The organism is Limnobacter olei (assembly GCF_029087225.1).
In the GTDB taxonomy this organism is placed as follows: domain Bacteria; phylum Pseudomonadota; class Gammaproteobacteria; order Burkholderiales; family Burkholderiaceae_B; genus Limnobacter; species Limnobacter olei.
In genome coordinates this window covers 118199-140331 of sequence record NZ_JARFJD010000003.1, presented here as the reverse complement: position 1 = coordinate 140331, position 22133 = coordinate 118199, and the positions used below count along the sequence as shown (strand labels likewise).

At 53.3% G+C, this 22133-nt stretch carries 23 protein-coding genes; 3 read left to right on the top strand and 20 right to left on the bottom strand.

From position 1 onward, the window contains the following. Positions 1-3: 3 nt before the first annotated feature. On the bottom strand, positions 4-573 hold the full coding sequence (locus PY990_RS03395) for a hypothetical protein (protein WP_275270400.1): 570 nt from the start codon (positions 571-573) through the stop codon (positions 4-6). A 4-nt stretch (positions 574-577) separates the two neighbouring features. Then, complete coding sequence (locus PY990_RS03390; RefSeq protein WP_275270399.1) at positions 578-2356, bottom strand: tetratricopeptide repeat protein; 1779 nt, start codon at positions 2354-2356, stop codon at positions 578-580. 79 nt (positions 2357-2435) lie between these two features. On the opposite strand from PY990_RS03390, the gene mutM reads away from it, so the two are divergent. Further along, positions 2436-3254, top strand: a complete 819-nt coding sequence (mutM, locus tag PY990_RS03385; RefSeq protein WP_275270398.1) for a bifunctional DNA-formamidopyrimidine glycosylase/DNA-(apurinic or apyrimidinic site) lyase — start codon at positions 2436-2438, stop codon at positions 3252-3254. 7 nt (positions 3255-3261) lie between these two features. Continuing rightward, entirely contained in the window at positions 3262-4383 is a 1122-nt protein-coding gene (mutY, locus tag PY990_RS03380) for an A/G-specific adenine glycosylase (protein WP_275270397.1), read from the top strand. Here mutY and rapZ read toward each other — a convergent pair. The 10 genes from rapZ to PY990_RS03330 all read right to left on the bottom strand — a co-directional run bounded on the left by rapZ (position 4336) and on the right by PY990_RS03330 (position 12104). Further along, on the bottom strand, positions 4336-5205 hold the full coding sequence (gene rapZ / locus PY990_RS03375; protein WP_413789492.1) for an RNase adapter RapZ: 870 nt from the start codon (positions 5203-5205) through the stop codon (positions 4336-4338). The two genes, mutY and rapZ, sit on opposite strands and share 48 nt — an antisense overlap. After that, on the bottom strand, positions 5198-6181 hold the full coding sequence (hprK, locus tag PY990_RS03370; protein WP_275270396.1) for an HPr(Ser) kinase/phosphatase: 984 nt from the start codon (positions 6179-6181) through the stop codon (positions 5198-5200). The genes rapZ and hprK overlap by 8 nt, the downstream gene beginning before the upstream one ends. A 4-nt stretch (positions 6182-6185) precedes the next feature. Then, entirely contained in the window at positions 6186-6656 is a 471-nt protein-coding gene (locus tag PY990_RS03365) for a PTS sugar transporter subunit IIA (RefSeq protein WP_040512070.1), read from the bottom strand. Between the two features lie 110 nt (positions 6657-6766). Further along, positions 6767-7096 carry a ribosome hibernation-promoting factor, HPF/YfiA family gene (hpf, locus tag PY990_RS03360; RefSeq protein ID WP_275270394.1) on the bottom strand — a complete coding sequence of 110 codons (330 nt, stop codon included), beginning with the start codon at positions 7094-7096 and terminating at the stop codon, positions 6767-6769. A 41-nt stretch (positions 7097-7137) separates the two neighbouring features. Next, on the bottom strand, positions 7138-8658 hold the full coding sequence (locus tag PY990_RS03355; RefSeq protein WP_275270393.1) for an RNA polymerase factor sigma-54: 1521 nt from the start codon (positions 8656-8658) through the stop codon (positions 7138-7140). 12 nt (positions 8659-8670) lie between these two features. Further along, positions 8671-9426: an LPS export ABC transporter ATP-binding protein gene (lptB, locus tag PY990_RS03350; RefSeq protein WP_275270392.1), complete on the bottom strand. Its 756-nt coding sequence runs from the start codon at positions 9424-9426 to the stop codon at positions 8671-8673. Then, entirely contained in the window at positions 9423-9992 is a 570-nt protein-coding gene (gene lptA / locus PY990_RS03345) for a lipopolysaccharide transport periplasmic protein LptA (protein ID WP_275270391.1), read from the bottom strand. Before lptA ends, lptB begins: the two co-directional genes overlap by 4 nt. Then, entirely contained in the window at positions 9989-10576 is a 588-nt protein-coding gene (gene lptC, locus PY990_RS03340) for an LPS export ABC transporter periplasmic protein LptC (RefSeq protein ID WP_168426817.1), read from the bottom strand. Before lptC ends, lptA begins: the two co-directional genes overlap by 4 nt. Continuing rightward, positions 10573-11112: a KdsC family phosphatase gene (locus PY990_RS03335; protein ID WP_105027395.1), complete on the bottom strand. Its 540-nt coding sequence runs from the start codon at positions 11110-11112 to the stop codon at positions 10573-10575. Before PY990_RS03335 ends, lptC begins: the two co-directional genes overlap by 4 nt. Next, positions 11112-12104, bottom strand: a complete 993-nt coding sequence (locus PY990_RS03330; RefSeq protein ID WP_275270390.1) for a KpsF/GutQ family sugar-phosphate isomerase — start codon at positions 12102-12104, stop codon at positions 11112-11114. Before PY990_RS03330 ends, PY990_RS03335 begins: the two co-directional genes overlap by 1 nt. A 106-nt stretch (positions 12105-12210) precedes the next feature. Here PY990_RS03330 and PY990_RS03325 point away from each other — a divergent pair, with 106 nt between their 5' ends. Continuing rightward, the gene (locus PY990_RS03325; RefSeq protein WP_275270389.1) at positions 12211-14211 is read left to right on the top strand and encodes a monovalent cation:proton antiporter family protein; all 2001 of its coding nucleotides are present in this window, start codon (positions 12211-12213) and stop codon (positions 14209-14211) included. Positions 14212-14220: 9 nt separating this feature from the next. Here PY990_RS03325 and PY990_RS03320 read toward each other — a convergent pair whose 3' ends face one another. Genes PY990_RS03320 through PY990_RS03285 form a run of 8 tightly spaced genes read right to left on the bottom strand, consistent with a single transcriptional unit; the run spans position 14221 to position 22125 of the window. Further along, complete coding sequence (locus PY990_RS03320) at positions 14221-14865, bottom strand: type II secretion system protein (protein ID WP_275270388.1); 645 nt, start codon at positions 14863-14865, stop codon at positions 14221-14223. Between the two features lies 1 nt (position 14866). Further along, entirely contained in the window at positions 14867-15616 is a 750-nt protein-coding gene (locus PY990_RS03315; protein WP_105027391.1) for a type II secretion system protein, read from the bottom strand. Then, entirely contained in the window at positions 15613-16731 is a 1119-nt protein-coding gene (locus tag PY990_RS03310; RefSeq protein WP_275270387.1) for a hypothetical protein, read from the bottom strand. The genes PY990_RS03315 and PY990_RS03310 overlap by 4 nt, the downstream gene beginning before the upstream one ends. Continuing rightward, entirely contained in the window at positions 16728-17273 is a 546-nt protein-coding gene (locus PY990_RS03305; protein WP_275270386.1) for a hypothetical protein, read from the bottom strand. Before PY990_RS03305 ends, PY990_RS03310 begins: the two co-directional genes overlap by 4 nt. Then, positions 17270-18130, bottom strand: a complete 861-nt coding sequence (locus PY990_RS03300) for a hypothetical protein (RefSeq protein ID WP_275270385.1) — start codon at positions 18128-18130, stop codon at positions 17270-17272. The genes PY990_RS03305 and PY990_RS03300 overlap by 4 nt, the downstream gene beginning before the upstream one ends. After that, positions 18127-19164, bottom strand: a complete 1038-nt coding sequence (locus PY990_RS03295; protein WP_275270384.1) for a type II secretion system F family protein — start codon at positions 19162-19164, stop codon at positions 18127-18129. Before PY990_RS03295 ends, PY990_RS03300 begins: the two co-directional genes overlap by 4 nt. Then, the gene (locus tag PY990_RS03290) at positions 19154-20152 is read right to left on the bottom strand and encodes a GspE/PulE family protein (protein WP_275270383.1); all 999 of its coding nucleotides are present in this window, start codon (positions 20150-20152) and stop codon (positions 19154-19156) included. Before PY990_RS03290 ends, PY990_RS03295 begins: the two co-directional genes overlap by 11 nt. Further along, positions 20149-22125: a type II secretion system protein GspD gene (locus PY990_RS03285; RefSeq protein ID WP_275270382.1), complete on the bottom strand. Its 1977-nt coding sequence runs from the start codon at positions 22123-22125 to the stop codon at positions 20149-20151. The genes PY990_RS03290 and PY990_RS03285 overlap by 4 nt, the downstream gene beginning before the upstream one ends. Positions 22126-22133: the final 8 nt, after the last annotated feature.

The following is a 22133-nucleotide window of genomic DNA, read 5'->3' as shown; positions in this document are numbered from 1 at the left end:
GCTTTATTTGCCCAAGGTGCCTTGCGGAATCAGGTCGATACGGCCCGAGGTATTGTTTTCGATAAACACCACGCGGTATCGGCCATTCTGGTTTTCCCAAGCCCAGTTGGTGGGCAGTGTAGGTAATTCATTGGGATTCGGGTTTTCCATCCACTGCACCAAGGCTTCAGCAGGCAGTTCAACCGGAAACATCAAATCGAACAGGCTTTGCCAGTCTTTGGCCAAATACACCCGGCCATCGGCGGCCCGAACTTCGTAAAAGTTACCCAGGCGTTTTGCGCTGCCCAGCGAAGGACCCAGTGTAGAGTTGACTTCCAGGTAGGCAATTTCAGGGGCTTGGCTTGGCCCAGTGCGGCCCGAACGCCATTCATAGGTGCCCGAAATGGAATCAGCTTCAATTTTCCCGTCGGCTTGTTCAACTTTCCAGATAAGCCCAAAACGTCCGTAGTGGCAGCTTGACTGGATCGACTTGCAATCCACTTCAGTGCTTGGGTTTTGACCCAAGGTGCTGCAGGCAGCCAGGCTTGCACCGATCAAGCCGATACAGGCCAGGCGCAATGTTGATAAAGCCATGAACTTAAATTCCCTCAAGCTGTTGAACCAGTTTTTTCACTGCTTTGCTGTCGGGGTAACGAACGGTCAAGCGGCTACCCAGTTGACGTGCTTCTTCTTTTTTTCCAGACTTAAGCAACACTTCAAGCAAGTGCAGGCCGATTTCTTCGTCCTGACGCAGACCAAACGCTTTTTGTAAAGTTGCTTCGGCACTGTCTAGCTTGCCCAAGCGGTAATGCACCCAGCCCAGTGAATCGAGAATGAAGGGGTCGTTGGGAGCCAGTTCTACTGCCTTTTTAATCAACTCGTAAGCTTCTTCCAGCCGAATATTATTCTCGGCCCAGGTGTAGCCCAAAGCATTGTAGCCGTGTGGGTTTTCAGGGCGAACTGCGATAAGGCGCTTTAAGAACTGCTCCACACGCGGCAGGTCGTCTTGCCGCTCAGCCACCATGGCACGCTCGTAAAGCAGGTCGGGTTGGTCCGGGAATTTCAGTAAGGCCAGTTCAAGTTCGGTGGCGGCTTCAGCGGGCGCCTTTTGCGATTCTGCGAGTTGCGATTTCGCCAGTGCCAGTCGCACAGACTCATCTTCGTTCTTGGGTTTGAATTGATTCAGTACCCGCTTGGCGGACAATGCATTGCCCTGTTTTTCGAACAAGGCTGATTTTTTCAACTGTATGTCCAGATTGTCGGCTGCATTGGGCGCAGTATCCAACCACTTCAGAGCGGCCGCATAGTCTTTGCGTTCAAGTGCCATGTCAGACAGCGTGGCGTGTATCAGCGATTCGTTCTGGCGCTCGGCTGGGGCGGTTTTGTCCAGATAAATCTTGAAGTGCTGCTCGGCGGCTTTGTAGTCTTTGAGCTGTGTAAGTACAAAGCCCTGGCTGGAATACAGGGGAATGTTGTCGGGTTGAAGCTCGATCATTTCCGCAAACCGTTGCCGCGCTTGCGCCCACTGCCCAAGCTGCGTGTGGTTGCGAGCCAGGTAAAGGCGCGCACCAAACCAGTTGGGGTGCAGCTGCGCCTGCTCGTTGACCAGTTTCATGGCGGCATCCAGGTTGCCGTCGCGTTTTTCCATGAACTGGGCCATCAGCACATAAAAGCGTTCTTGTGGGGACTTGCGCAGCACATTTTCCATGTGGCCCACTGCCTGTGGGTACAACTCGGAATTGTTGGCAAGTTGGGCGAGCAAGGTTTGTGCTTCCAGATCATCGGCATTGTTGCCGAACAGCTCGATACCGGTTTGGTACGCTTTGTTTTTGTCCGGGATGCGTTGAAGCATGTCCAGCGCAACTTTCTCGGTGCTGGAACCCCCAAGCCCCGGGTTTGCGGTCTCGGCGGTTTGCACATCGGCCAAGAAAGCCTTGAGTGCAGGCATTGCCTCATCGACCCGATTGGTGCCCAGTTGCAGCAGCATGATGGAGCGGCTGGCTTGTTTGTCACCGGGTGATAATTCAGACCACACTTGGGCTGCGTTCAAGGCCAGGTCCAATTGGCCTTCAGCCAGGCTGATTTCCACCGCCCTTTTTGCAAGATCGGGATTGCGCTGTTGTTTGGCCGCCTCGGTGTATGCCAGCGTGGCAGAATAAGTGTCACCGCGTTGGCTGGCAATTTCAGCAGTAAGCAGGGCAAACAGCGGGTCTTGTTTCACCATGTCGGCCACACGGGCTTCATAGGCCTTTTGCTCGGCAGACATTTTCTGTTGCGCTGGTTCGCCCTGTTCAGCGGGCACGGTGGCGCAGCCTGTGGTCAGGATGGCTGCCAGAAAAAATACCGGGCCTGCGATGGTCCATTTAAAACAAGTCATACTGTTGAACCCAATGAAAAGCTGGTGAATCCACGTTTATTTTTATCACATTAACAGATGCGCGTGCGCGCTTTAGCTTATGCCTGAATTACCCGAGGTAGAAATCACCAAAAGAGGCGTAGACCTGCATTTCACAGGGCAGCGCCTGCTGGCTTGCACCGTGCGGCAACCCCGTTTGCGTTGGCCCGTGCCGGTTCAAGTGCAAAGTTGTGTAAAGCAGATATTGCAAGGCGTGGAGCGCCGCTCGAAATACATGTTGATGGATTTCGGTGGGCAAGTGTTGGTGGTGCATTTGGGTATGTCGGGTTCCATGAAAATTGTGAGTGCCAGTACTCCGTGGGACAAGCACGATCACATTGAATGGAACTTCGGGGACAAGGTGTTGCGCTACAACGATCCGCGTCGCTTTGGCAGCGTGGAGTACGTCGAAAAAGTGCCTGGTTGGGAAAACAGTTTTATACGGTTTGCAAAACTGGGGCCCGAGCCTTTCAGTGAGGCATTCACGCCCGACTCATTTTTCAAGGCCACGCGAGGCAAAAAAGTGTCGATCAAGGCCTTGTTGTTAAGTGGGTTTGCTGTGGTTGGCGTGGGCAATATTTACGCCTGCGAGGCCTTGTTTCGCAGTGCGATTCGCCCTGGCAAAGCAGCAGGGCGCTTAAGCAAAGCGAATGTGCAGGCATTGCATGCAGCGGTTGTGGCTGTGTTGACTGAGGCGATTGAGCGGGGTGGTTCCACTTTGCGTAATTTTCAGGCCATTGATGGCGAGTTGGGACATTTTCAATTGCATTGTGATGTGTATGGCCGCGAGGGGCTGCCCTGCAAGCGCTGCGGCTCAACGGTGAAGAGGCGTGTGATGAATCAGCGCAGCACGTTTTATTGTGCGCAATGCCAGGAATGAGCGAGCCATGAATCCGATGAAAGGAAAGCCATTTGGCGAGGTGCTGGTGCGTTGGCAAAAGCAGCACGGCCGTCAAACCCTGCCCTGGCAGCACACAGGAGATGCTTACAAGGTGTGGCTTAGTGAGGTGATGTTACAGCAAACCCAGGTGACCACCGTGCTGGGCTATTACACCCGTTTTTTGCAGGCTTACCCAACGGTTTCTGATTTGGCCGCCGCCCCGGAACAGGACGTGATGCAGCTGTGGGCGGGTTTGGGTTATTACACCCGCGCGCGTAATTTGCACGCCTGTGCCAAGCAGGTTGTGGCTCGTTTCGGGGGGCAGTTTCCGCGAACGGTGAGCGAGCTTGAAAGTTTGCCCGGCATTGGTCAGTCCACTGCAGGTGCAATAGCATCACTGGCTTATGGTGTGCAGGCGCCCATTCTGGATGGGAACGTAAAACGGGTGTTTTGCAGGTACTACGGAATCGAAGGTTACCCGGAGCAAACCACGATCAAGAAAACTTTGTGGGGAATTGCCGATGCCAATGTGCCAGCCCAACAACCGGGAGTTTACAACCAGGCCTTAATGGACCTTGGGGCCACCTGCTGCGTACCGCGCAACCCGGCCTGCTCGGCCTGCCCCTTGATGCAAAGTTGTGTGGCTTTGGCAAAAGGCATGGTGGGCTTGTTGCCTACCCCAAAGCCTAAAAAGGCTCGACCCGAATTGTATTTTGTCAGCTTGATTGTGGAAGACGAGGGCGGTGGAGTGCTGCTTGAACTGCAAACGGAGAAAGGTATTTGGCAGGGCTTGTGGACCACGCCACTTGAAGCTTGCGATAGTCAGCCTGATTTTGCAGGCTTAACCCGAATTGCAATTGCCTGGGTTGAACACTATGGCTTGCAGGCGCACTGTGCTGACATTGAGCAACAGTTGCCCGGTTTGCTGGGCCAACCTTGGCTGGTACATGAATTAACCCACCGCAAAATGCATTTCAAGGTGTTGCGTCTGAAAGTGCCCGGCGCATGGGCAGCTTGCTACTCGGTTGGTGACAAACCAGTGCCCAAAATTGTTCACAAACTGCTTGGTCAGGTACGGGTGTTAACCCAGGCTGCGGTGCCGCAACAAAACACTCTCGATCTGAGGTAGGGGTTCGCTGGTAAAACGCTTTGCCAGCGTTTCGGCCACATACACCGAGCGATGCTGGCCACCAGTGCAGCCAATTGCCACGGTGACATAGCTGCGTTGTTCATTCAAGTACGACGGCAACCAATTTCTCAAATAAGTTTCGATGTCGCTGATCAGCGGGTCGCTGCGATCGTCGGCCTGAATGTAGCGTTGAACCTCCACGTCTTTGCCAGTCAGGGGGCGCAGGCTTTTGTCGTAGTAGGGGTTGCTCAGGCAGCGCACATCAAACACCAGGTCGGCATCGGAAGGCAGGCCCTTTTTGAAACCAAAAGTTTCAAACACTAGGGTAAGTTTGGCCGATTCTTCTTCCACAGTTTCAAGCACCCATCGCCGCAGCACGTTGGGTTGCAAGGCTGAGGTGTCAATACAGCTTGCAATGTTTCTCAGCGGTTCGAGCGCTTCTCGTTCCGCATCAACACATTCTTGCACCGTGGCCTGTTCGCCAAGGCGTGCGCTCATGGGGTGACGTCGGCGGCTTTCCGAGTAGCGGGTGATCAGGGTTTCATCGTCGGCATCGAGAAACAGAATGCGCACATCGGTCCCGTCGGCTTTCAGGGCCTGGACAATTTGGGGTACATCGACAATGTCCCGCCCGGTGCGAGCGTCGGCCGCAATCGCAATTTGGGTGATGCCTTCGGAGGACAAGCGTTGGATGACTTGCGGAATGAAGGACGGCGGCAAGTTGTCAACGCAGTAAAAGTGGGAGTCTTCCAGCGCACGAATTGCAACTGATTTGCCTGAGCCTGAAAGGCCGGTGACCAAAACCACTTTCATGTTAATCATGGCCGATGTCCGTTTCAGTGTCGGGGTCAACCTGGAGGTGGTCGATGCCACCCAACTCACTGAGCATGGCTTTTTGTTGACGCACCATGAACTCGTCCAGTGTATTGATGCCCCGCATTTGCAAAATGGTGTTACGGACCGCGGCCTCCAGAAGCACGGCCAGGTTACGGCCTGCTGCCACTGGCAATATGGCTTTGCGAATGGGCAGGCCCAATACTTCCTGGAATTGCTGCTCGGTCACCAAGCGTTCCTGGTGCAATTCAAGCGAGGCTTTGCGCACCAGGTGCACAATCAGTTTCAACCGCATTTTTCGGCGAACCGCGGTTTCACCAAAAATAGCCTTGATGTCGAGCAGGCCTACGCCGCGCACTTCCATCAGGTTGCGAATCAGTTCCGGGCAGCGGCCTTCAATGTAGTTGGGGGCCACGCGCGAGAACTCCACCACGTCGTCAGCCACCAGGCCATGCCCGCGTGAAATCAATTCCAGGCCCAGTTCGCTTTTGCCCAAACCTGATTCGCCACATATGAGCACGCCCATGCCCAGCACATCCATGAAAACGCCATGCATCATGGTGGTGGGGGCGAGCCATTTGTTGATATACACGCGCAGAAAGTCGATGATTTCGGCGGCCGACAGGGGTGTGGCGAGCAGGGGAATGTTGGATTCGTCGCAGGCGGTTTTCAGCAGTGGGTGCGGTTGAAATGATTCCGCCACGATGACAGCGGGTGGATCGCCTTCAATCAGCTTGTCGATTTGGTGTTTTTTGCGTTCGTCGCTAATGCGGGCGAAATATTCGATTTCCTGTCGACCAAATACCTGGATGCGACCCGGGTGAATGGTGTTGAGGTGACCTACGAGATCAGAGGAAGCAAAACACTGAAGATCCAGGTGGCGGTCACCACCATTTAAACCGGCCAGCCAGTCAAGCTTGAGTTTGTTGCGGTTGGCTTCGATCAGTTCTTTCAGTTGCTTCACAGGCTTAACTCGCGGGTTGGTAAGGCTCCCAGTTGGCGATCAGTTGGTGAGTGGCGCCGGGATCGGATTCTGTCATGAGTTTCTCACGGAAATCTTTGTCAGACAGCATTTGAGCCAGTTCTGACAGTATATCCAGATGATGTTGGTTTGCGCTTTCAGGCACCAGCAAAAACATGAGCAGCTTGACGGGTTGGCCGTCGGGGGCATCAAAAGGGATGGGGTCTTGCACACGCACCAGCGAGGCAATCGGTTCGCGCAGGCCCTTGATGCGGCCATGCGGTACGGCCACCTGCTGACCTAAGCCAGTGGAGCCCAAACGTTCACGCGCAAACAGACTGTCGAACACCTTGGATCTTGCGATGCCTTGGTTGTTTTCAAAGACCAGACCGGCTTGTTCAAACACGCGCTTTTTGCTGGTGACCTGTGTGTCCAACAATATGTTGGATGGTGGAAGTAGATTTGCGATCAAGTTCATCGCTGTTGATTCCTGAGACCCGCTTCTAATCGTGGGGCCGATTATACGCCATAAAAACAGAAAAGGCGGATGGAAGTCCGCCTTTTGATTTTCCCTGAAATTACAGAGGTTTATTCAGCTTCTTCGACCACCTGGTGTTTCATGGGAGTGTGGTTGTGGTTGGTCAGTTTGTCTTTGTGACGCAGTACCTGGCGATCCAGTTTGTCGGCCAGCGCATCAATGGCGGCGTAGAGGTTTTCATGACTTGATTCAGCGTGAATGTCTTTGCCGCGAACGTGCAGCGTGACATCTGCCCTTTGAACCAGCTTGACCACCGAGATGGTCACCGATGCATCAATGACGTGATCAAAATGCCTTTTCACCCGATCCAGTTTTTCGATGACGTAGTTTCGAATCGCTGGGGTAACTTCCAGATGATGACCATTGATGTTCAAGTTCATAAGGTATCTCCTTTCGTTGCTGCGGGGGGAAGCTTTAACGGTTAAAGCGACTTGCGCATGTTCACCGGGGGTATTTTCAGTGATTCCCGGTATTTAGCGACCGTGCGTCTTGCGACCACGATGCCCTGTTGACCGAGTAGGTCGGCGATTTGGCTGTCAGATATCGGCTGCTTGGCGTCCTCCGCAGTAATCAGTTGCTTGATGAGTGCACGGATGGCCGTGCTGGAAGCCTGGCCACCTGAGTCGGTGGAAACATGGCTTCCGAAGAAATACTTTAGCTCAACCAACCCATAGGGCGTCAACATATATTTTTGCGTGGTAACCCTTGACACGGTCGATTCATGCAGACCCAGCAAATCGGCAATTTCCCGCAGAACCAAGGGCTGCATTGCGATTTCGCCGTGATTGAAGTAGCCAATTTGACGTTCTACGATGGCTTGGCTAACCCGTAAAATAGTGTCAAATCGCTGCTGAACGTTTTTTAACAACCAGCGGGCCTCTTGCAGTTGGGCGCTAAGTTGTGCGCTTTGGCCGCGGTGAGATCGCAAAATGGAGGCATACATTTCATTGATGCGAATTTTTGGCATCACATCCGGGTTCAGTTGAACATGCCACTGACCGTTGAGTTTTTTCACGATCACGTCGGGCACCACATGGTCGTCGTCAATGCGGCGAAAGCGCGCACCGGGAAACGGCTCGAGTGAGCGAATGATTTGATGACATGTTTTCAGCACATCCTCGTCGACGTTTAAAGCCTTCTTCAACTTGGTGAAGTCGCGCTGGGCCAGTAAGCCCAAGTGATCACGAATAATTTGCTGGCAGTGGGTGTACAGGCTGTGCTGGCAGGTGATGTCTTTGCGTTGTGCCAGTTGCAACAACAGGCATTCCGCTGCGTTGCGCGCACCCACACCGGGCGGATCAAAACTTTGCAGCAGGCGCAGGGCCGCGCCGAGTTCTTCAAACTCCAGGTCAGGCTCGTCCTGCAGGGTTTCCCACAGGTCTTCGAGTTCAACAGTCAGGTAGCCGTCGTCGCTGAGGTAGTCGATCAGCCAGAGCACCAGGTTTTTGTCCCGTTCACTGGCCTGCGTCATGCGTAACTGCTCAATCAGGTGCTGATGCAGGCTGCTGTCGGGTGCGGCCAATTGCAGGCCTGGTTTTTCTTCATCTCCGTCGGCGCCTGCGCCGCTGTTGTCACGCCAATCGCCTTCCCAGTTGTCTTGAATGGAGTCGATGGTTTCGCGCTGAACAATTTCTTCGCTCTGGTTGTCTTGTTCGGCTTGTTGGTCGCTGACCGGCTCGCTGGTTTTGCGGGGGTCGGGGTCGGCTTCAAAGCTGTCGCCTTGCGGCTCATGCAGTTCACCATTGCTACTGTCCAGACTTAAAGTGCGCTCGCCTTCCACGGCCTCTTCGTCAGCCAACTCCAGCAGCGGGTTTTCGGCCAGCGCCTGCTGAATTTCCTGCTGCAATTCGAGCGTGGACAATTGCAGCAGGCGAATGGACTGCTGCAGCTGCGGCGTGAGCGTGAGGTTTTGCGAGACTTTAAGCTGAAGGGATTGTTTCATGGGGGTTCAGCTTTACATCCGGAAGTGTTCGCCGAGGTACACGCGGCGTACATCGTCGTTTTTTACAATTTGCTCGGGGCTGCCCGAGGCCAACACTCGGCCTGCGCTGATGATGTAGGCGCGATCGCAAATACCCAGGGTTTCGCGTACGTTGTGATCGGTGATCAGAACACCAATGCCCTTGGATTTCAAAAACGCCACAATTCGCTGAATTTCAAGCACGGCAATCGGGTCTACGCCAGCGAAGGGCTCATCCAGCAAAATGAAGCGAGGCTGGCTACCCAGCGCACGCGCAATTTCAAGGCGGCGGCGTTCGCCACCCGAGAGTGAGGCGGCAAGTGAGGTGCGAATATGTGCAATTTGCAGATCGTTGAGCAGGTCTTCGACTGCCTGGTCCACCGTTCTGTCTTTGGGCGGATTAATTTCAAGCACTGCACGAATGTTTTCTTCCACCGTCAGTTTGCGAAACACCGAGGCTTCCTGAGGAAGATAAGAAAGCCCCGCTCTTGCGCGTTCGTGAATGGGTTGCAAGGTGATGTCGCAGCCTTCCAGGCAAATATTGCCTTCGTCGGCACTCACCAGGCCCACAATCATATAGAAACAGGTGGTTTTGCCAGCGCCGTTGGGGCCCAGCAGGCCCACCACCTCGCCTGTGTCCACGTGCAGCGAAACATCTTCAATGACTCGCTTGCTGCGGTAGGCTTTGCGTAGGCTAAGTGCTTGAAGGCGTCCTTGTCCTGTCAAGGTGTGTGCTGGGGTGTTGCTCACTTGCTGCCCCCTGTGGGTGTGGGCTCGGTCTCTTGGGTTTTTGGTTTGATCACCGCCTGCACGCGAGAGGAACCACTGCTGTTGGGCGTACCCACCACATTCAGGAATTCTGTGTTTTGCTCGTACGTAATTTTGGTACCCGAGATCGATTCAGTGAGCTGACCATTGGTGCTTTTTTGAATACTGGCAGCACCTGTCAGTGTCACTATCGATTTATTGCCGTCGAATTCAATCGTGTTGCCGGTGCCGTTGATCAGCAGTACTTCATTGGGCTTCTCCGAATCACGCTGCTGTTTGAAGCGGGCAGGTTTTCCTTCGACAGTGGCAAACTGGGTACCGTCACTGCGTTCGGTCAGTGTTAATTTGTCGCCGCGAATCACCAAGCTCCCACGTGTTAACAGCACATTGCCGGTGAAAACGTTCACATTTGACTTTTCGTTGTAAGTCATCTGGTTGGCGTCAATGGTCGTGGGTTGTTGTTTGTCAGATTCCAGTGCTTGCGCGCAAACCCCTAGGGCCAGTGCAGGCGCAGCCAGTGCGAGGGAAATCCAGGTGGAGCGTTTCATCGTTTGGCCTCTATGCGAAACTTGATTGACCCTTGGGCAGTCAACTCGCCAGTGTCGTTGTTCAGTGTGGCACCCCGTGCTTCAAACCGTTGGCCAGGCCGGGTAACCAGCACATTCTTATCGGTTGAAATTTCGTTGGTGATATTGTCGATCCGTATTTCTTCAGATTTCATGGTGGTCAGAAGCCCTTCGTTTTGACTGGTCACCACCACGTTGTCCCGCAAGAAAATTTCGTCGGTATCGAGCAGGTAAACGCCTTTTTGGGCGTTGCCTTTCACCATGCCGTTGCCTGATTCAAACTGTTCCAGTTCGGGTTCGGTGATGTTCCAGACGTTGCCTTGCGGGATGTGCTCGGCTTTCTTGCTACGAATGATTGAATATTTGTTCTCGGTCAGGTCATGGCTTTGTACCGAGAAATTGCGCAAGTAATAGTCGCTGCTGGTGGGGTCGCTTTTCCCGCTGGCGCTAAACAGGCTCAGTTCAGACTGAATGGCAAACCAATACGAGGTGGCGGCGAGTGCGAACGTCAGCAGCAGCGGTATGAACTGCGAAAGCAGGTTGAAGAAAGCACTTACTGGTTTCACGATGCTTCCCAGGGGTTTTGATAGCCAGCTTGATGACTCAAAATGAAGTCGCACAATTCGCGGGCAGCACCATCGCCGGGGGGGCGTGTGTTAATCCAGTTGGCTGCGTTTTTCATGGCCGCCGGGGAGTGCTGGGTGGTGGCAGCCAGGGCAACCTGCTTCAGCACGGGGTAATCGGGCCAATCGTCTCCAAAAAAGCCGCATTCGCTCCATTCCAATCCAAGTAGTTGACGAATTTCATCATAGGCTTGCAGTTTGGTTTTACAGCCTTGAACCAGCTGGTAGATGCCAAGGTCTTTGGCGCGTTTTTCTACAATGGTGCTGGAGCGCGCAGTAATCCAGATCACCTTGATGCCATGGTCCATCAGCAATCGAAGGCCTTGCCCATCAAACACACTAAAGCGTTTCATAACTTCGCCTTCATTGCCGAAGTACAGGCCACCGTCAGTCAAAGTTCCATCTACATCAAAGCCCATCAGTTTGATTTGCGCCGCGGCTTGGGCAGCAGTGGGTTCGCGGTCGGTCGATTGATCCATTACACCACCTTGGCTTCAAACAGGTCATGGAAATTCAGGGCGCCAACGATATGACCTTGCTCGTCCGTGACCACCACCTGGCTAATGTGGCTGACCTCCATCATGCGAACTGCCTCGACGGCCAGTTTGTCAGGCGAAATGCATTTGGGTGCACTGTTCATGACTTCACTCACCAGCAAGCCGCGCAAATCCAGCCCTTGTTCGATCAGGCGGCGCAGGTCGCCATCGGTGAAAACGCCCAGCAGCTTGTTGTTGACCCCCACCACGGCAGTCATTCCCAAGCCTTTTTTGGTAATTTCCAGAATGGCATTGGAAATGCTGGCTGATGGCGCCACGGTGGGAATTCGGTCGCCTTTGCGCATGACATCGCTGACATGGGTCAACAGTTTGCGGCCCAGGCTGCCACCAGGATGCGACAGGGCGAAGTCTTCTTCGCTGAAACCTCGCGCCTTCAACACCACCACGGCAAGGGCATCGCCCAGGGCCAATGCCGCTGTTGTACTTGCGGTTGGGGCCAAATTAAGGGGGCAGGCTTCCTTTTCAACGCCACAGTCCAGTACCAGGTCGGCCTGACGGGCGAGTGCTGAATCGAGTTTGCCGGTCATGGCGACTATTTTTGCTCCGCGGCGTGCAATGGCTGGCAATACCGCCACCAGTTCCTCAGTGTTTCCTGAGTTAGAGAGGGCAATAACAACGTCTTCTTGGGTGATCATGCCCAAATCGCCGTGGGACGCCTCAGTGGCATGTACGAAAAAGGAGGGAGTACCGGTACTGGCAAAAGTGGCTGCAATTTTTTTGGCAATCAGGCCCGACTTGCCCACTCCGACCAAAATGACTCGACCCTTGCAATTCAGTATTGCGGTGGTTGCCTGGCTGAACTGATCATTCAAGCGCTCGGACAGTGCCAAGACCGCTTGGGCTTCAATGGCCAGCGCTTCCCTGGCCATGGCCAGAAAATCGTGTTTGTCATTATTCGACGGTGTTTTCGACATGGTAGACCCTGATAGACTTAAGCAACGAAGGTGCTTGAGGCTGTGCTCTTTTCAGGGCAGTATAGCAAAGCGCGTGCCAATTCTCTCCACTTCCTAAGCATTAAACGTGCCTAACGCTCTAGAGCTTTCTTTGATTCTCATGCTGGTCGCCGTGTTGGCGGTCTCGCTGTTCCGTTACTGGAAGCTGCCCGCCATGCTGGGCTATCTGTTTGCGGGCACGCTGATCGGCCCATATTCGTTCGGCATCGTGCCCGACACACCCGAAACCCGCCACTTGGCTGAATTCGGTGTTGTTTTTCTGATGTTTTCAATTGGTCTTGAGTTCAGTTTGCCCAAGTTACATGCCATGCGCCGAGTGGTGTTTGGACTGGGTTTGGCGCAAGTGGGGCTGACCATGCTGGGCGTGATGGGCCTGGGTGTGCTGGCTGGCTATTTTCTGGAAGTTCCACTGAGTACAGCCTTTGTGCTGGCGGGGGCAGCAGCCATGTCTTCCACTGCAATTGTCAGCAAATTGTTGTCCGAGCGGCTTGAACTGGATTCCCCCCATGGACGCCAGATCATGGGAATTTTGTTGTTCCAGGATTTGGCCGTGGTGCCGCTGCTCATTATCATTCCTGCGCTGGGGCAGGGGGCCGAAAATCTTACTGTGACTTTGAGCCTGGCGGTGGTGAAAGCAGCGCTGGTGCTGGGGCTGATGCTGGTGTTTGGCCAGCGCATGATGAACTGGTGGATGACTTTCGTGGCCCGCAGCAAGTCGCAGGAATTGTTTGTGCTGAATGTGCTGCTGATTACCTTGGGCTTGGCTTGGCTGACCGAACTGGCTGAACTGTCGCTGGCGCTTGGTGCGTTTGTGGCGGGTATTCTGATAGCAGAGACCCAGTATAAACACCAGGTGGAAGAAGACATCAAACCCTTCCGGGATGTGCTGCTGGGCCTGTTCTTCGTGACCACTGGCATGCTGTTGAATCCGGAAGTGGTCATGCAGAATTGGTACTGGGTTATTTTGCTGGCCGTACTTCCTGTGTTGGCCAAGCTGGTGTTGATTGCTGCACTGGCTCGAATTTTCGGTGCCAACATGGGCACCGCCATGAGGACCGGTATTTACCTGGCGCAGGCCGGCGAATTTGGTTTTGTGTTGCTGGCCAACACGGGCTCGGCCGGTTTTGCTTTGGTACCCGACCCCTGGTTACAAACTATCACGGCAAGCATGGTGCTTTCCATGTTGGCGGCACCCTTCATGATTCAACACGCAGACCGAATCGTATTGCGCTTTTCCAGCCAGGAATGGTTGCAAAAGTCGCTTGAGTTGCACCAAATTGCCCAGAAAAGCCTTGCCACGACCAAACACGTGCTGATTTGCGGTTTCGGCCGCAGTGGACAGCACCTGGCGAGGTTGCTGGACCGTGAAGATTTGGATTATGTGGCCTTGGACCTGGATCCAGACCGTATTCGTGAAGCCACTGCTGCTGGCGATTCGGTGGTGTTTGGCGATGCTGCGAAACGTGAAACACTGGTTGCCGCCGGTTTGTTGCGGGCCTCTTGCGTGGTGGTTACCTTTGCGGAATTCAAGTCTGCTGAAAAAGTGTTGACTGCGGTACGTGCTTTGGCGCCCAACGTGCCAGTGGTGGTGCGCACTTATGATGAAAGTGATCTGGAAAAACTGACCGCGGCTGGAGCTACTGAAGTAGTGCCCGAAATTCTTGAAGGCAGTTTGATGTTGGGCTCGCAGGCCTTGATGTTGTTGGGTGTGCCTGTTTCGCGGGTGGTCAAGCAGATTCGAGCCATTCGTGAATCGCGTTATCAAATGTTTCGGGGGGTGTTTCGTGGCGTAGACGACGAGGCGGACACACCCGAGAACCAATGGGTCCGTTTGCATTCCGTATTCGTGGAACCGGGGGCCAGTGGCGTGGGCAAAAGCCTGGCCGAGTTGGGTATTCTGGACTTGGATATCGAAGTCAGCGCGATTCGCAGGCGCGGCATTCGTGGTGGAGACCCTTCCCCCAACACACAGTTGGAGTCGGGGGATATCCTGGTGCTGAAAGGTCAGCCGGATGCCTTGAGCCTGGCGGAGGCCATCATTCTTGGCCGCAAGTCCATGGGACGTTAAGTTGGCTTCTTAACGAATAATATAGAGCGCTGCGCAATCAGCGCCTTGCGCTTCGTCCCACTGGCCGGCTTCGGTGGTGCAAACTTCTTCCTCGCCACTGAGCACTTGCACTGCACCGCGCAAGGGGTTGCCATCATCGAGTTTGCGATCAATCTCCGCAAGTTGGGCAACCGGGATGGTTTCGCCGATCAGCAAGGCCATTGCATTTTCCCGGGAGTTGGGGCCTTGCAGCTGATTGCTGAGCAGGTATTGGCCACTGAACTGGTTGCCCATGGTGCTGCTTGCAGTGCAGTTGCCCGATTCATCACTTCCGCCAGTGAAATCGCCTTGAATAAAGCCAGACAGCTGAAGATGCGTAAATACATTGCAGGTTTCATCGCCTTCAATCAATCCGTTGCCGTTGCCGCCGCTGTTGGAAAGTCCTGCTGCGCTTGCCGCAATAAAGTCGCCGGGCAATGCTGAATAGCGTGCCTGAAAAGCTGACAAGGCAGTTTCCAGATTGGCGATGTCGGTCATGGTGGCTTGCACGCGCGCACTATTGAGCAACTCGCGGCCCTTTAGCACACCGCCAGCAAGTATGGCCAGCACGGCCAGTGCAATGGCCAGTTCCAACAGTGAAAATCCGCGTTGAATGTGTTTTCGTGGATGCGTCAATTTAATTCTCCTGAATGTGTGGTGTGTCGAGTGCGCCGCGTTTCATCCAAAGCCAGTTCAGGCGTTCAAACGAGAGCCAGACCGGGTTGGTTGCGGGTTGATCGGGATTGATAAAAAATTGTTGGTACCGATTTTGGTTGGCCAGGTCGTGAACCGGATATGCAAGCCAAACCGTGGTGGCGTTCAGCAAGGTGTGCGCGCCGCAACCTGAATTCACATTGGGTGGAATTGCATGGCCTTGCACAAGCTGACACAGATGAATGGCAGGCAATGGCCCGGTACCGATTGCGTGGTTGGCGGTGTAAGGAGCCATGACAATTTCGGTTAACTGTTGCGGGCTCAGTTGTGCGAAAGGTTGCGCCGAAACCAGCGCATTCCGGGCAGGCTCGCCGGCCTGTTCCAGCGTGGCCACTGCCATTTTCCACTGGCCACTGATTCCCCAGCTTGCCAGCGTGGCAGTTGGAAGCCAGCCTTCCTTGTGGGTGCAGGCGTCGCCGCTGCGCAATTCAGCGCCGTTGGCGAGGCCTGCCGGGCACGGCAGCCTGCCTGTGGCCAGTACAAAACCCTCCACTGCTTCAAGAATGCGCTGTCGTGAATCAAGGTGGGTGAGTACCTTGTCTTTCTCGCGCTGACTGGCCAAGAGGTGAAGCACCGGCCCAAGAATAATAGCCATGAGTACCACTACAAGCGCGACTTCAATCAGCATGAAACCATGTGCGTTGGCAGTGAAGGATTGTGGGCGGCAATTCATGGTGTTCCTGTCAGTTTGAAACTGAATTGATTGAGACTGGACAAGGTGTTGTCGGGCCAGGAAAAGCGACAAGTGCAAGCCGTGCTGTTTTGACTCAGCGGGCACTGGTTGCTGTGGGTAGGACGACATGATTTGTTGATGGCAGCGATGGGTTCGAAGTGGCTGACTGGCCACAGGTTTTTCATTTGGGCTGGGCCATTGAATACGCAGGGCTGGTTGGCCAGGCTGGTGCAATCGGTTTGTGTGTTGTGGCTTGTGCAGTTTGGATTGTTGTCCAAGCATGAAGCTGACGACATCCAGTGGCCTGCGTTTTGGCAATGGCAACTGCAGCGCGTTTTTGTGCAGCGGCATTGGCAACCTGAGTCAATGGGCTCATACAGCTTGGAAAACGGGTCGGCAAGCACCATGTTTTCATGGGTACTCGTGCTTGCGTTGAATTGCGGGTTGAGTTGTTGCCATGCATTCAGTGTGCTTTTAAGTTGATGCTGTTGTACCCGTTTCATGTGGGTTCGTAATTCACTCAGGTGAAGCAAAACATAGGGGGAGGAAATGTCGTACTGATGCTCTGCGATGGGTATAACGCTTTTTGCGACCACTGCAACGATGTTTGTTTTGATTAGATTGTTTTCAGCCGGAATTCGAACCTGAATTGACGGTTTGGCGTAGTTCACCCAACGACTCCAGCCCAAAGCGTTCGGTTGAATCAACTGGCTTGAAACCGCGTACTGCCATTGCATGTTGGTTGATGGCTCCAGTTCGTTGAAGCGCGCATCAACCCCTGCGTTCAGATAGTTGATGGCAATTTTGCTATGAACGGGCAGGTAGCCCCAGGCTTTGTTCAAACAAGTGGTTTGCGCAGGTTCGCCCGGTTGAATCGCTGGGCAAGGAAGGTGGCCCAAATGACTTTGGCTGTGCAAACCCTGGCTGGAAGCAAAGCCCAACAAGCTGGCTCGAATTTGTTCAAGTGTTTGGGTTTCACGGGCCTTTTGTTGAAGCAAAAGCCCTTGCCTGAAAGCTTCATTGTTGCGAAATTCCAGAGCGGCAAAACCCAGCATCAAAATCAGAATTAAAAGTGCAAACAATGAATAGCCCCGCTGTTGAAACGCGCTTCTCATGGCAGCCACTTTTTTTGAACAGGGTCAAAAGTTTTTTGACCTTGCTGGGTGATTATCCAGCCTTGTACCTTGTAGGCGGGCGCGGAAATTTTCGCCGCGGGTTCTTCAGCTTTTATTGAAGTTGGAATTGAGGGTGCTACAAAAAGGTTTTTGCCCGGCAGGGGGTTGTTGATCGCAATATTCGATCGAGTGCTGGCGGGCTCTTTGCCAAAGCACAACAGATAAAACGGTGTGTCAACTGGGGTGGGTTTTGTCTCCACAATGCATTGCCCTGAATCGGGCTGTTTGGTGTTTATCCAAGTGGTCCAGGTTTGCCACAAGTCGGCTTCGGTATTGAATTGTTGCTCCAGAAAAAGAGTTTTTCTTACTGGCACGGATTGCTGAATTTGCAGGTTTGGCTTCTTATTCAGTTGTTGTTCAATTTCCATGTTACGCAGAGCGACCAGTGCAAAAAGGGCCGTAAGTAACAATGCCAAATCGATTGCGGGGCGAACCCAGCGAAAGCCAACAATTCTCCGTGTTGTCGTTGTCAGTTTGCTCATTGGTTTGTTGCTCCAACTGAGCATTGCGCTTGGGTGGAGCTATTGAGCGTGCAGCCCTTGGGCACTCGTTTTCGCGCTCGGGCCAAATCTGCAGTGGTCAGAATTTCTCCCTGTTCGTCCCACAATATTTTCAGTGAAAGCAGGTTGGCGCGTTCGTCTTGACCAAATTTTCGAATTTGTTCCTGCCAATCCGCGAATGGCGCTTCTTTGGCGTTGCGAGGCGCAGCATCGAGCGAATTCTTGAGGTGCTGCAAATTCGCTTTCTCGAGTTTTGATTGTTGTTGGTTTGTATGCCAACTCATCAAAAGAAAAGTACCCAGCACGCAAGCAACTGCTGCACCGCGAACCACCTGATAATGAGCAGAAGGTTTGATCCACAACCCCAGATAAAGTTGAAAGCTGCTACGGAGTTGGCTGATACCCAATTTGTTTGAATTCAAGAAATCCTTTAGGTGTTTGAATTCGTGCGTATTCAGAAGTGCCATGTGAACAGCGCGATTGAATTGTGCTGATTTTTCCGAAGAAATAATCCGAACGCTTTGTCCCATGCCGCGCAGTTCGGTCAGTACTTCTTGGTGAAAGGCTGTTGCCGGTGATTCAATAATTCTCGGCGGGTCTTCTGCAATTCCAGCCCAGCGGTGCTCTGCCCACGGTGAGGTCGTAATCTTGTTTTGAAATACATTGAGGTACACAAGTGTGTCTGGCAAGCTGAAGCTGGAAAGTGCAATTGCACTGCCACTAAACTCACTGTAGGGAAGGCGTTGTTCTTCTGCCCACTGCTGGTCTTGTTGCCGAAACAGAATTGCGTGGCCCTGCTCAATCACCCACACATCAGCATGCATTGGTGTGGTTGTCATGACAGGCCAGTCAGGTTGTTGTACAGCGGTGCCAATGTGAATTGATAGGCCAGCGCAAGGGTAAGTGCGGCAATGGCCAAGGCGATTGAAGGCAAAGTGTTTTGCAGGCGTTGTTGGGTTTCCCTCGCCCGCATTTCGTACACTGTTGAAGCCAAGAAAAAGCAGTAAGCCAGGTTGCCGGTTTGCTCGGCCAGTTGACTTTGACGCACCAGGAAACCAGGTGCGCCGGCTGCCTGCATCGACTGGCTTAGTGACATGCCCGATTTCAACTGTTGTTGAATGCCCAACATCAGCTTGTTAAGCCTTTGCAGGGTTTTCGTTGACAGATAAATACCACCCCACCAGCTTGCTGTGTGCAGGGTGCGGTGGCGTAGGCAGTGCATCAAATCCAGGCCGGCATGGAGTTCGCATGCAATCACATGATAAAAATTCGATGTAAGCCAAAGATTGTGTGGCAGTAGCGTCTGTAATTCAGTTTGATTGTTGATGGGTCTGAATTTGAAGTAAGTGGCAATTAACAACACGACAATACCGATGAAAAGAAGGCTGTCTGACGAGGTGATGGTGGGTGTGGATGTGTTCGTTTTTTGTATTAAATGCGGTGCACTCACGTGATGAAGCAATACCCAGCATGCGCAGGCCAGCGTTAAAACCAGCATTGGATAAACAAGGCTTTTACCCAAGGTGTGTTGTGCATCGCTGGTGGTTTTCCAGCGATCCAGTTGGGTTTGTAAGGCCAAGCCAAGATCACCGCTGGCCTGTGCACACACCAGTGCAATTTCCAGGTGCATGGGCACTTTGCCGAATGCGGCACGAAAGGCGGTTTGAATGTTCTGCCCTTCTTGGAGAAAGCGCGATGTCCGGGATAAGCCCAAGTTTAAAAGTTTTCCTCGTGAATGGCCCTTTTGCAGTTCACTGCTCAGTGAAAGCGCATCAAGCGCGGGCATGCCAGACTGCAACAATTCAGCCCATTGGCCTAACCAGGTCCGCCAGGTGGCTTGCTTTATTCTGTCGCCAAGTGGCTTAGTTTTCATGGCTTGGGTTCAAGGTTGACGATGATGGAAATGGAAGGTGATTTGCCGATGAGAAAAGTTGCATCAGTTCATCAATGCTCTTGCAACTGAGTACCTTTTTGCGGGGCATGTTTTTCAGGTTGACAATTTCAGCCCACAATTGGCGTTGTTCGTTTTGTTCTGCAGGTTTCAAGCGCAAGGTGACAATGCCGTTCAGGCAGTTCATCAGGCTGCCCAGGCGCACATTCAGTTCGGTGAGCCGGCTGATGGCCCCAAGGCAATCCGGTGCGTGTACAGACGCAAAAACCCGATGTCCGGTGAGTGCAGCATTCAGGGTGAGTTCGGCGGTCTCTTCATCCCTGACTTCGCCAACCAGAATGGTGTCTGGGTCCTGGCGCATCAATGAACGCAAGCCCGAGGCGAAGTTCAGGTGAGGTAGCCGTGACAAGTCGGTTTGAACTGCGTCGGGATTGATGATTTCTACTGGGTCTTCAAGTGTTGCAATCCGACCTGCACATGCACCCAGGTTGTTGAGCATCGCATGCAGCGTGGTTGTTTTTCCGCTGCCTGTTGCGCCAGCTACCAATGTGAGTCCGTGCTCGTGGGCAAGCAGTTGTTGAATATGCGCCAGGGCAGCTTGACTTAAGCCAAGCCGATTCAAGGGCATGCGGCTGTGCGTATTCAATAGCCGGATCACCAGGTTTTCTCCATGCAAGCTAGGGTGGGTGGCCAGTCGAAGATCAAGGTTGTTGCGAGTTAGCCGTGCGTCTTGTGGGCGGCGCGTTTCAGCAATATTCATTTTGCTCTCGGCCTTGAATGCTTGAATAAGCGACCTGCCTGCATCGCTCGGAATACCTTGCGCCTGCCCCAGTTTTCCGTTCACACGCAATCGCACCCAGAAGTTCACGGGTGAGGGTGTAATGTGTATGTCCGATGCATTTGCTGCGCTGGCATAGGCAATCGTGTTGTCAATGTTCTTGAAGGCTGTGTCCGGCGGTATTTGCTTCATTGAAGTTTCGCCTGAATCAATGAACGTACTGTAAGTAGGGGTAGTGAACATTCGTGTAGCGCACATTGCTCCTCGGCTTGCGACAAGTAGGCGAGGGCATTGGTGAAGTGTCCAAGGCTGCTTTGATGAAGTGCCATGTTGTAGAAGGGTTCAGGTGTGTCTGGATAACGTTCGATCAAGAGAGCAAGAAGTGCGTTCAGGGCTTTGTTTTGTCCAGCCTGATACATGGTCAGGCTGGCAGCCAGGGCTTTATTAAGTTCACTTAATTCTTTGCTGGTTTGTGGCTGATTCGCAGTTGCACTGTCGAGTACGGTTGCCTTAAGTAGCACCACCAGTTCAATGTGGCTCTCACCGCGGTTTTCGCTTTGAGTGATCAGGTCGATAGATTCCGGGGCACCGGGAATGCCTCGGTTCAAGCTGTTGTTCTCTTTTTGGCGTAACCCACCCAGCAAGGCCATTTCACCGCTTTTCAATCGGAGTATCGATTCCAGTTCGCGGGTTTGTACCTCGGGTACCCGACTAATAATGTTGAGTTGTTGCAGGGCTGGGTTGGGATCTTGCACAAAACCCACGATGCGACTGAGTGTGGGGCGAACCCGCAACTGAATTGCATTGTTGTCTGCAATTTGCGGTGTCACCGTCATCAGGAAACCCACCGGCACGGTTTGAACCTGAGTAGTGAATGTGGAAAAAGCGGGGCTGTTTTGTGTGGGTGCGCTGGTTTGAACATCGGTTGTGAAATACACCCGGTTGTCGATTACCTTCAGCACGGCCGCCTGTTGGTTCATGGTCACGACACGCGGCGACGAAAGCACTTCGGTTTTTCCGAATTCCTCCAGCAGGCGCAAGGCCACATTGGTGTCGGTGTTGCTGGTGGTTCGCAGGGCATTCACAGTGAATGCTGGGTTACCCAGATTCAGCCCCTGCACAGCCAGGCCGGCGGTAATTCCGTTTTGACGAAGCACGTTCCAGTCAATTCCTCGCTCATAGCGATCGTTTAACGAGATCTCGGTGATGACCGCTTCAATCACGATTTGTCGATCAACCCTGCGTTGAATTTGCTCAAGCCACTGGGCTACCCTGCGGTGCTGGCTGGGTTTTGCAATCACCGACACGGTTCCTGATTCCGGGTTGGCGATGACTCGCCCGGAGCGTGTTTCCTTGCGTGTCGTCGTGATGTCCCGTTTTTCGGTGGACACCGCCGTTGTACTTCTCAAATTGGGTTGTGCGCGGCGAGGTGAAATGTTGCGTGTACTTGCATAGGCTCGGTCTTCATCTTCATCAATGACGCGCTCCCGGGTTGAGAGTTCGATCGGTTTTACCTGCACCTGAATAATCTGTTCAATTTGACTTGCGATGTCCTGCCACAAATCGTGTTGTTGTGAGTTGTTCAGAATCAGTTCTGAGCGATTGCCTGTCTCCCGGCGATCCGTTAACTCGCGCGGGCCGCCAGCGATTGCCGAACTCAGGCTCGATGAATCATTCATTTGCCGCGCAATTGACAGGTAGTCGAGGGTATACACCCTCAGTTCATCAACTTCGCAGCGCATGGACAGCTGTTTTGCTTCAAAGCGCACGCTGGCCCCGGCTTGAAGTTCCAGGCTTTCAATAACCTGTTGAAGTGGCATGTCTCTTCCCACCAAGCTGACCGGCGAGTCGCCACAGCCATCCATTTCATAGCCAAGTTCTAGTTCGCGAGAGATCAGTTCAAGCACTTGATTGGCGGGTATGTTTTCGAGCCGAAAGGTGAATGTTTGTTGATGTCTCTGCCAGGCGTTGCTGCTGTGTTGAACTTTATCTGCCCAAAAAACTGCATTCAATTCGAGCGTCTGCTGTGCCTCAGGTAGAGCAATCGCAAGGCTTCGTGACTGTGGAGTGGCCACGCAAGCGGTCAAGGCGGTGCAAAGACCAATTAAAAACACACGCAGTGATGGCACGGGCAGTCTTTTCAGGGTTGAAGTGCTGCGGATCATACTTTGAT

Coding starts and splice junctions, on each gene's coding strand:
- mutY (WP_275270397.1), top strand. CDS start 3,262: ATGAATCCGATGAAAGGAAAGCCATTTGGCGAGGTGCTGGTGCGTTGG.
- hpf (WP_275270394.1), bottom strand. CDS start 7,096: ATGAACTTGAACATCAATGGTCATCATCTGGAAGTTACCCCAGCGATT.
- PY990_RS03305 (WP_275270386.1), bottom strand. CDS start 17,273: ATGAGCAAACTGACAACGACAACACGGAGAATTGTTGGCTTTCGCTGG.
- PY990_RS03365 (WP_040512070.1), bottom strand. CDS start 6,656: ATGAACTTGATCGCAAATCTACTTCCACCATCCAACATATTGTTGGAC.
- PY990_RS03310 (WP_275270387.1), bottom strand. CDS start 16,731: ATGAGAAGCGCGTTTCAACAGCGGGGCTATTCATTGTTTGCACTTTTA.
- PY990_RS03300 (WP_275270385.1), bottom strand. CDS start 18,130: ATGACAACCACACCAATGCATGCTGATGTGTGGGTGATTGAGCAGGGC.
- PY990_RS03295 (WP_275270384.1), bottom strand. CDS start 19,164: ATGAAAACTAAGCCACTTGGCGACAGAATAAAGCAAGCCACCTGGCGG.
- mutM (WP_275270398.1), top strand. CDS start 2,436: ATGCCTGAATTACCCGAGGTAGAAATCACCAAAAGAGGCGTAGACCTG.
- PY990_RS03335 (WP_105027395.1), bottom strand. CDS start 11,112: ATGGATCAATCGACCGACCGCGAACCCACTGCTGCCCAAGCCGCGGCG.
- PY990_RS03290 (WP_275270383.1), bottom strand. CDS start 20,152: ATGAAGCAAATACCGCCGGACACAGCCTTCAAGAACATTGACAACACG.
- PY990_RS03330 (WP_275270390.1), bottom strand. CDS start 12,104: ATGTCGAAAACACCGTCGAATAATGACAAACACGATTTTCTGGCCATG.
- PY990_RS03395 (WP_275270400.1), bottom strand. CDS start 573: ATGGCTTTATCAACATTGCGCCTGGCCTGTATCGGCTTGATCGGTGCA.
- rapZ (WP_413789492.1), bottom strand. CDS start 5,205: ATGATTAACATGAAAGTGGTTTTGGTCACCGGCCTTTCAGGCTCAGGC.
- PY990_RS03285 (WP_275270382.1), bottom strand. CDS start 22,125: ATGATCCGCAGCACTTCAACCCTGAAAAGACTGCCCGTGCCATCACTG.
- lptA (WP_275270391.1), bottom strand. CDS start 9,992: ATGAAACGCTCCACCTGGATTTCCCTCGCACTGGCTGCGCCTGCACTG.
- PY990_RS03315 (WP_105027391.1), bottom strand. CDS start 15,616: ATGAATTGCCGCCCACAATCCTTCACTGCCAACGCACATGGTTTCATG.
- PY990_RS03355 (WP_275270393.1), bottom strand. CDS start 8,658: ATGAAACAATCCCTTCAGCTTAAAGTCTCGCAAAACCTCACGCTCACG.
- PY990_RS03390 (WP_275270399.1), bottom strand. CDS start 2,356: ATGACTTGTTTTAAATGGACCATCGCAGGCCCGGTATTTTTTCTGGCA.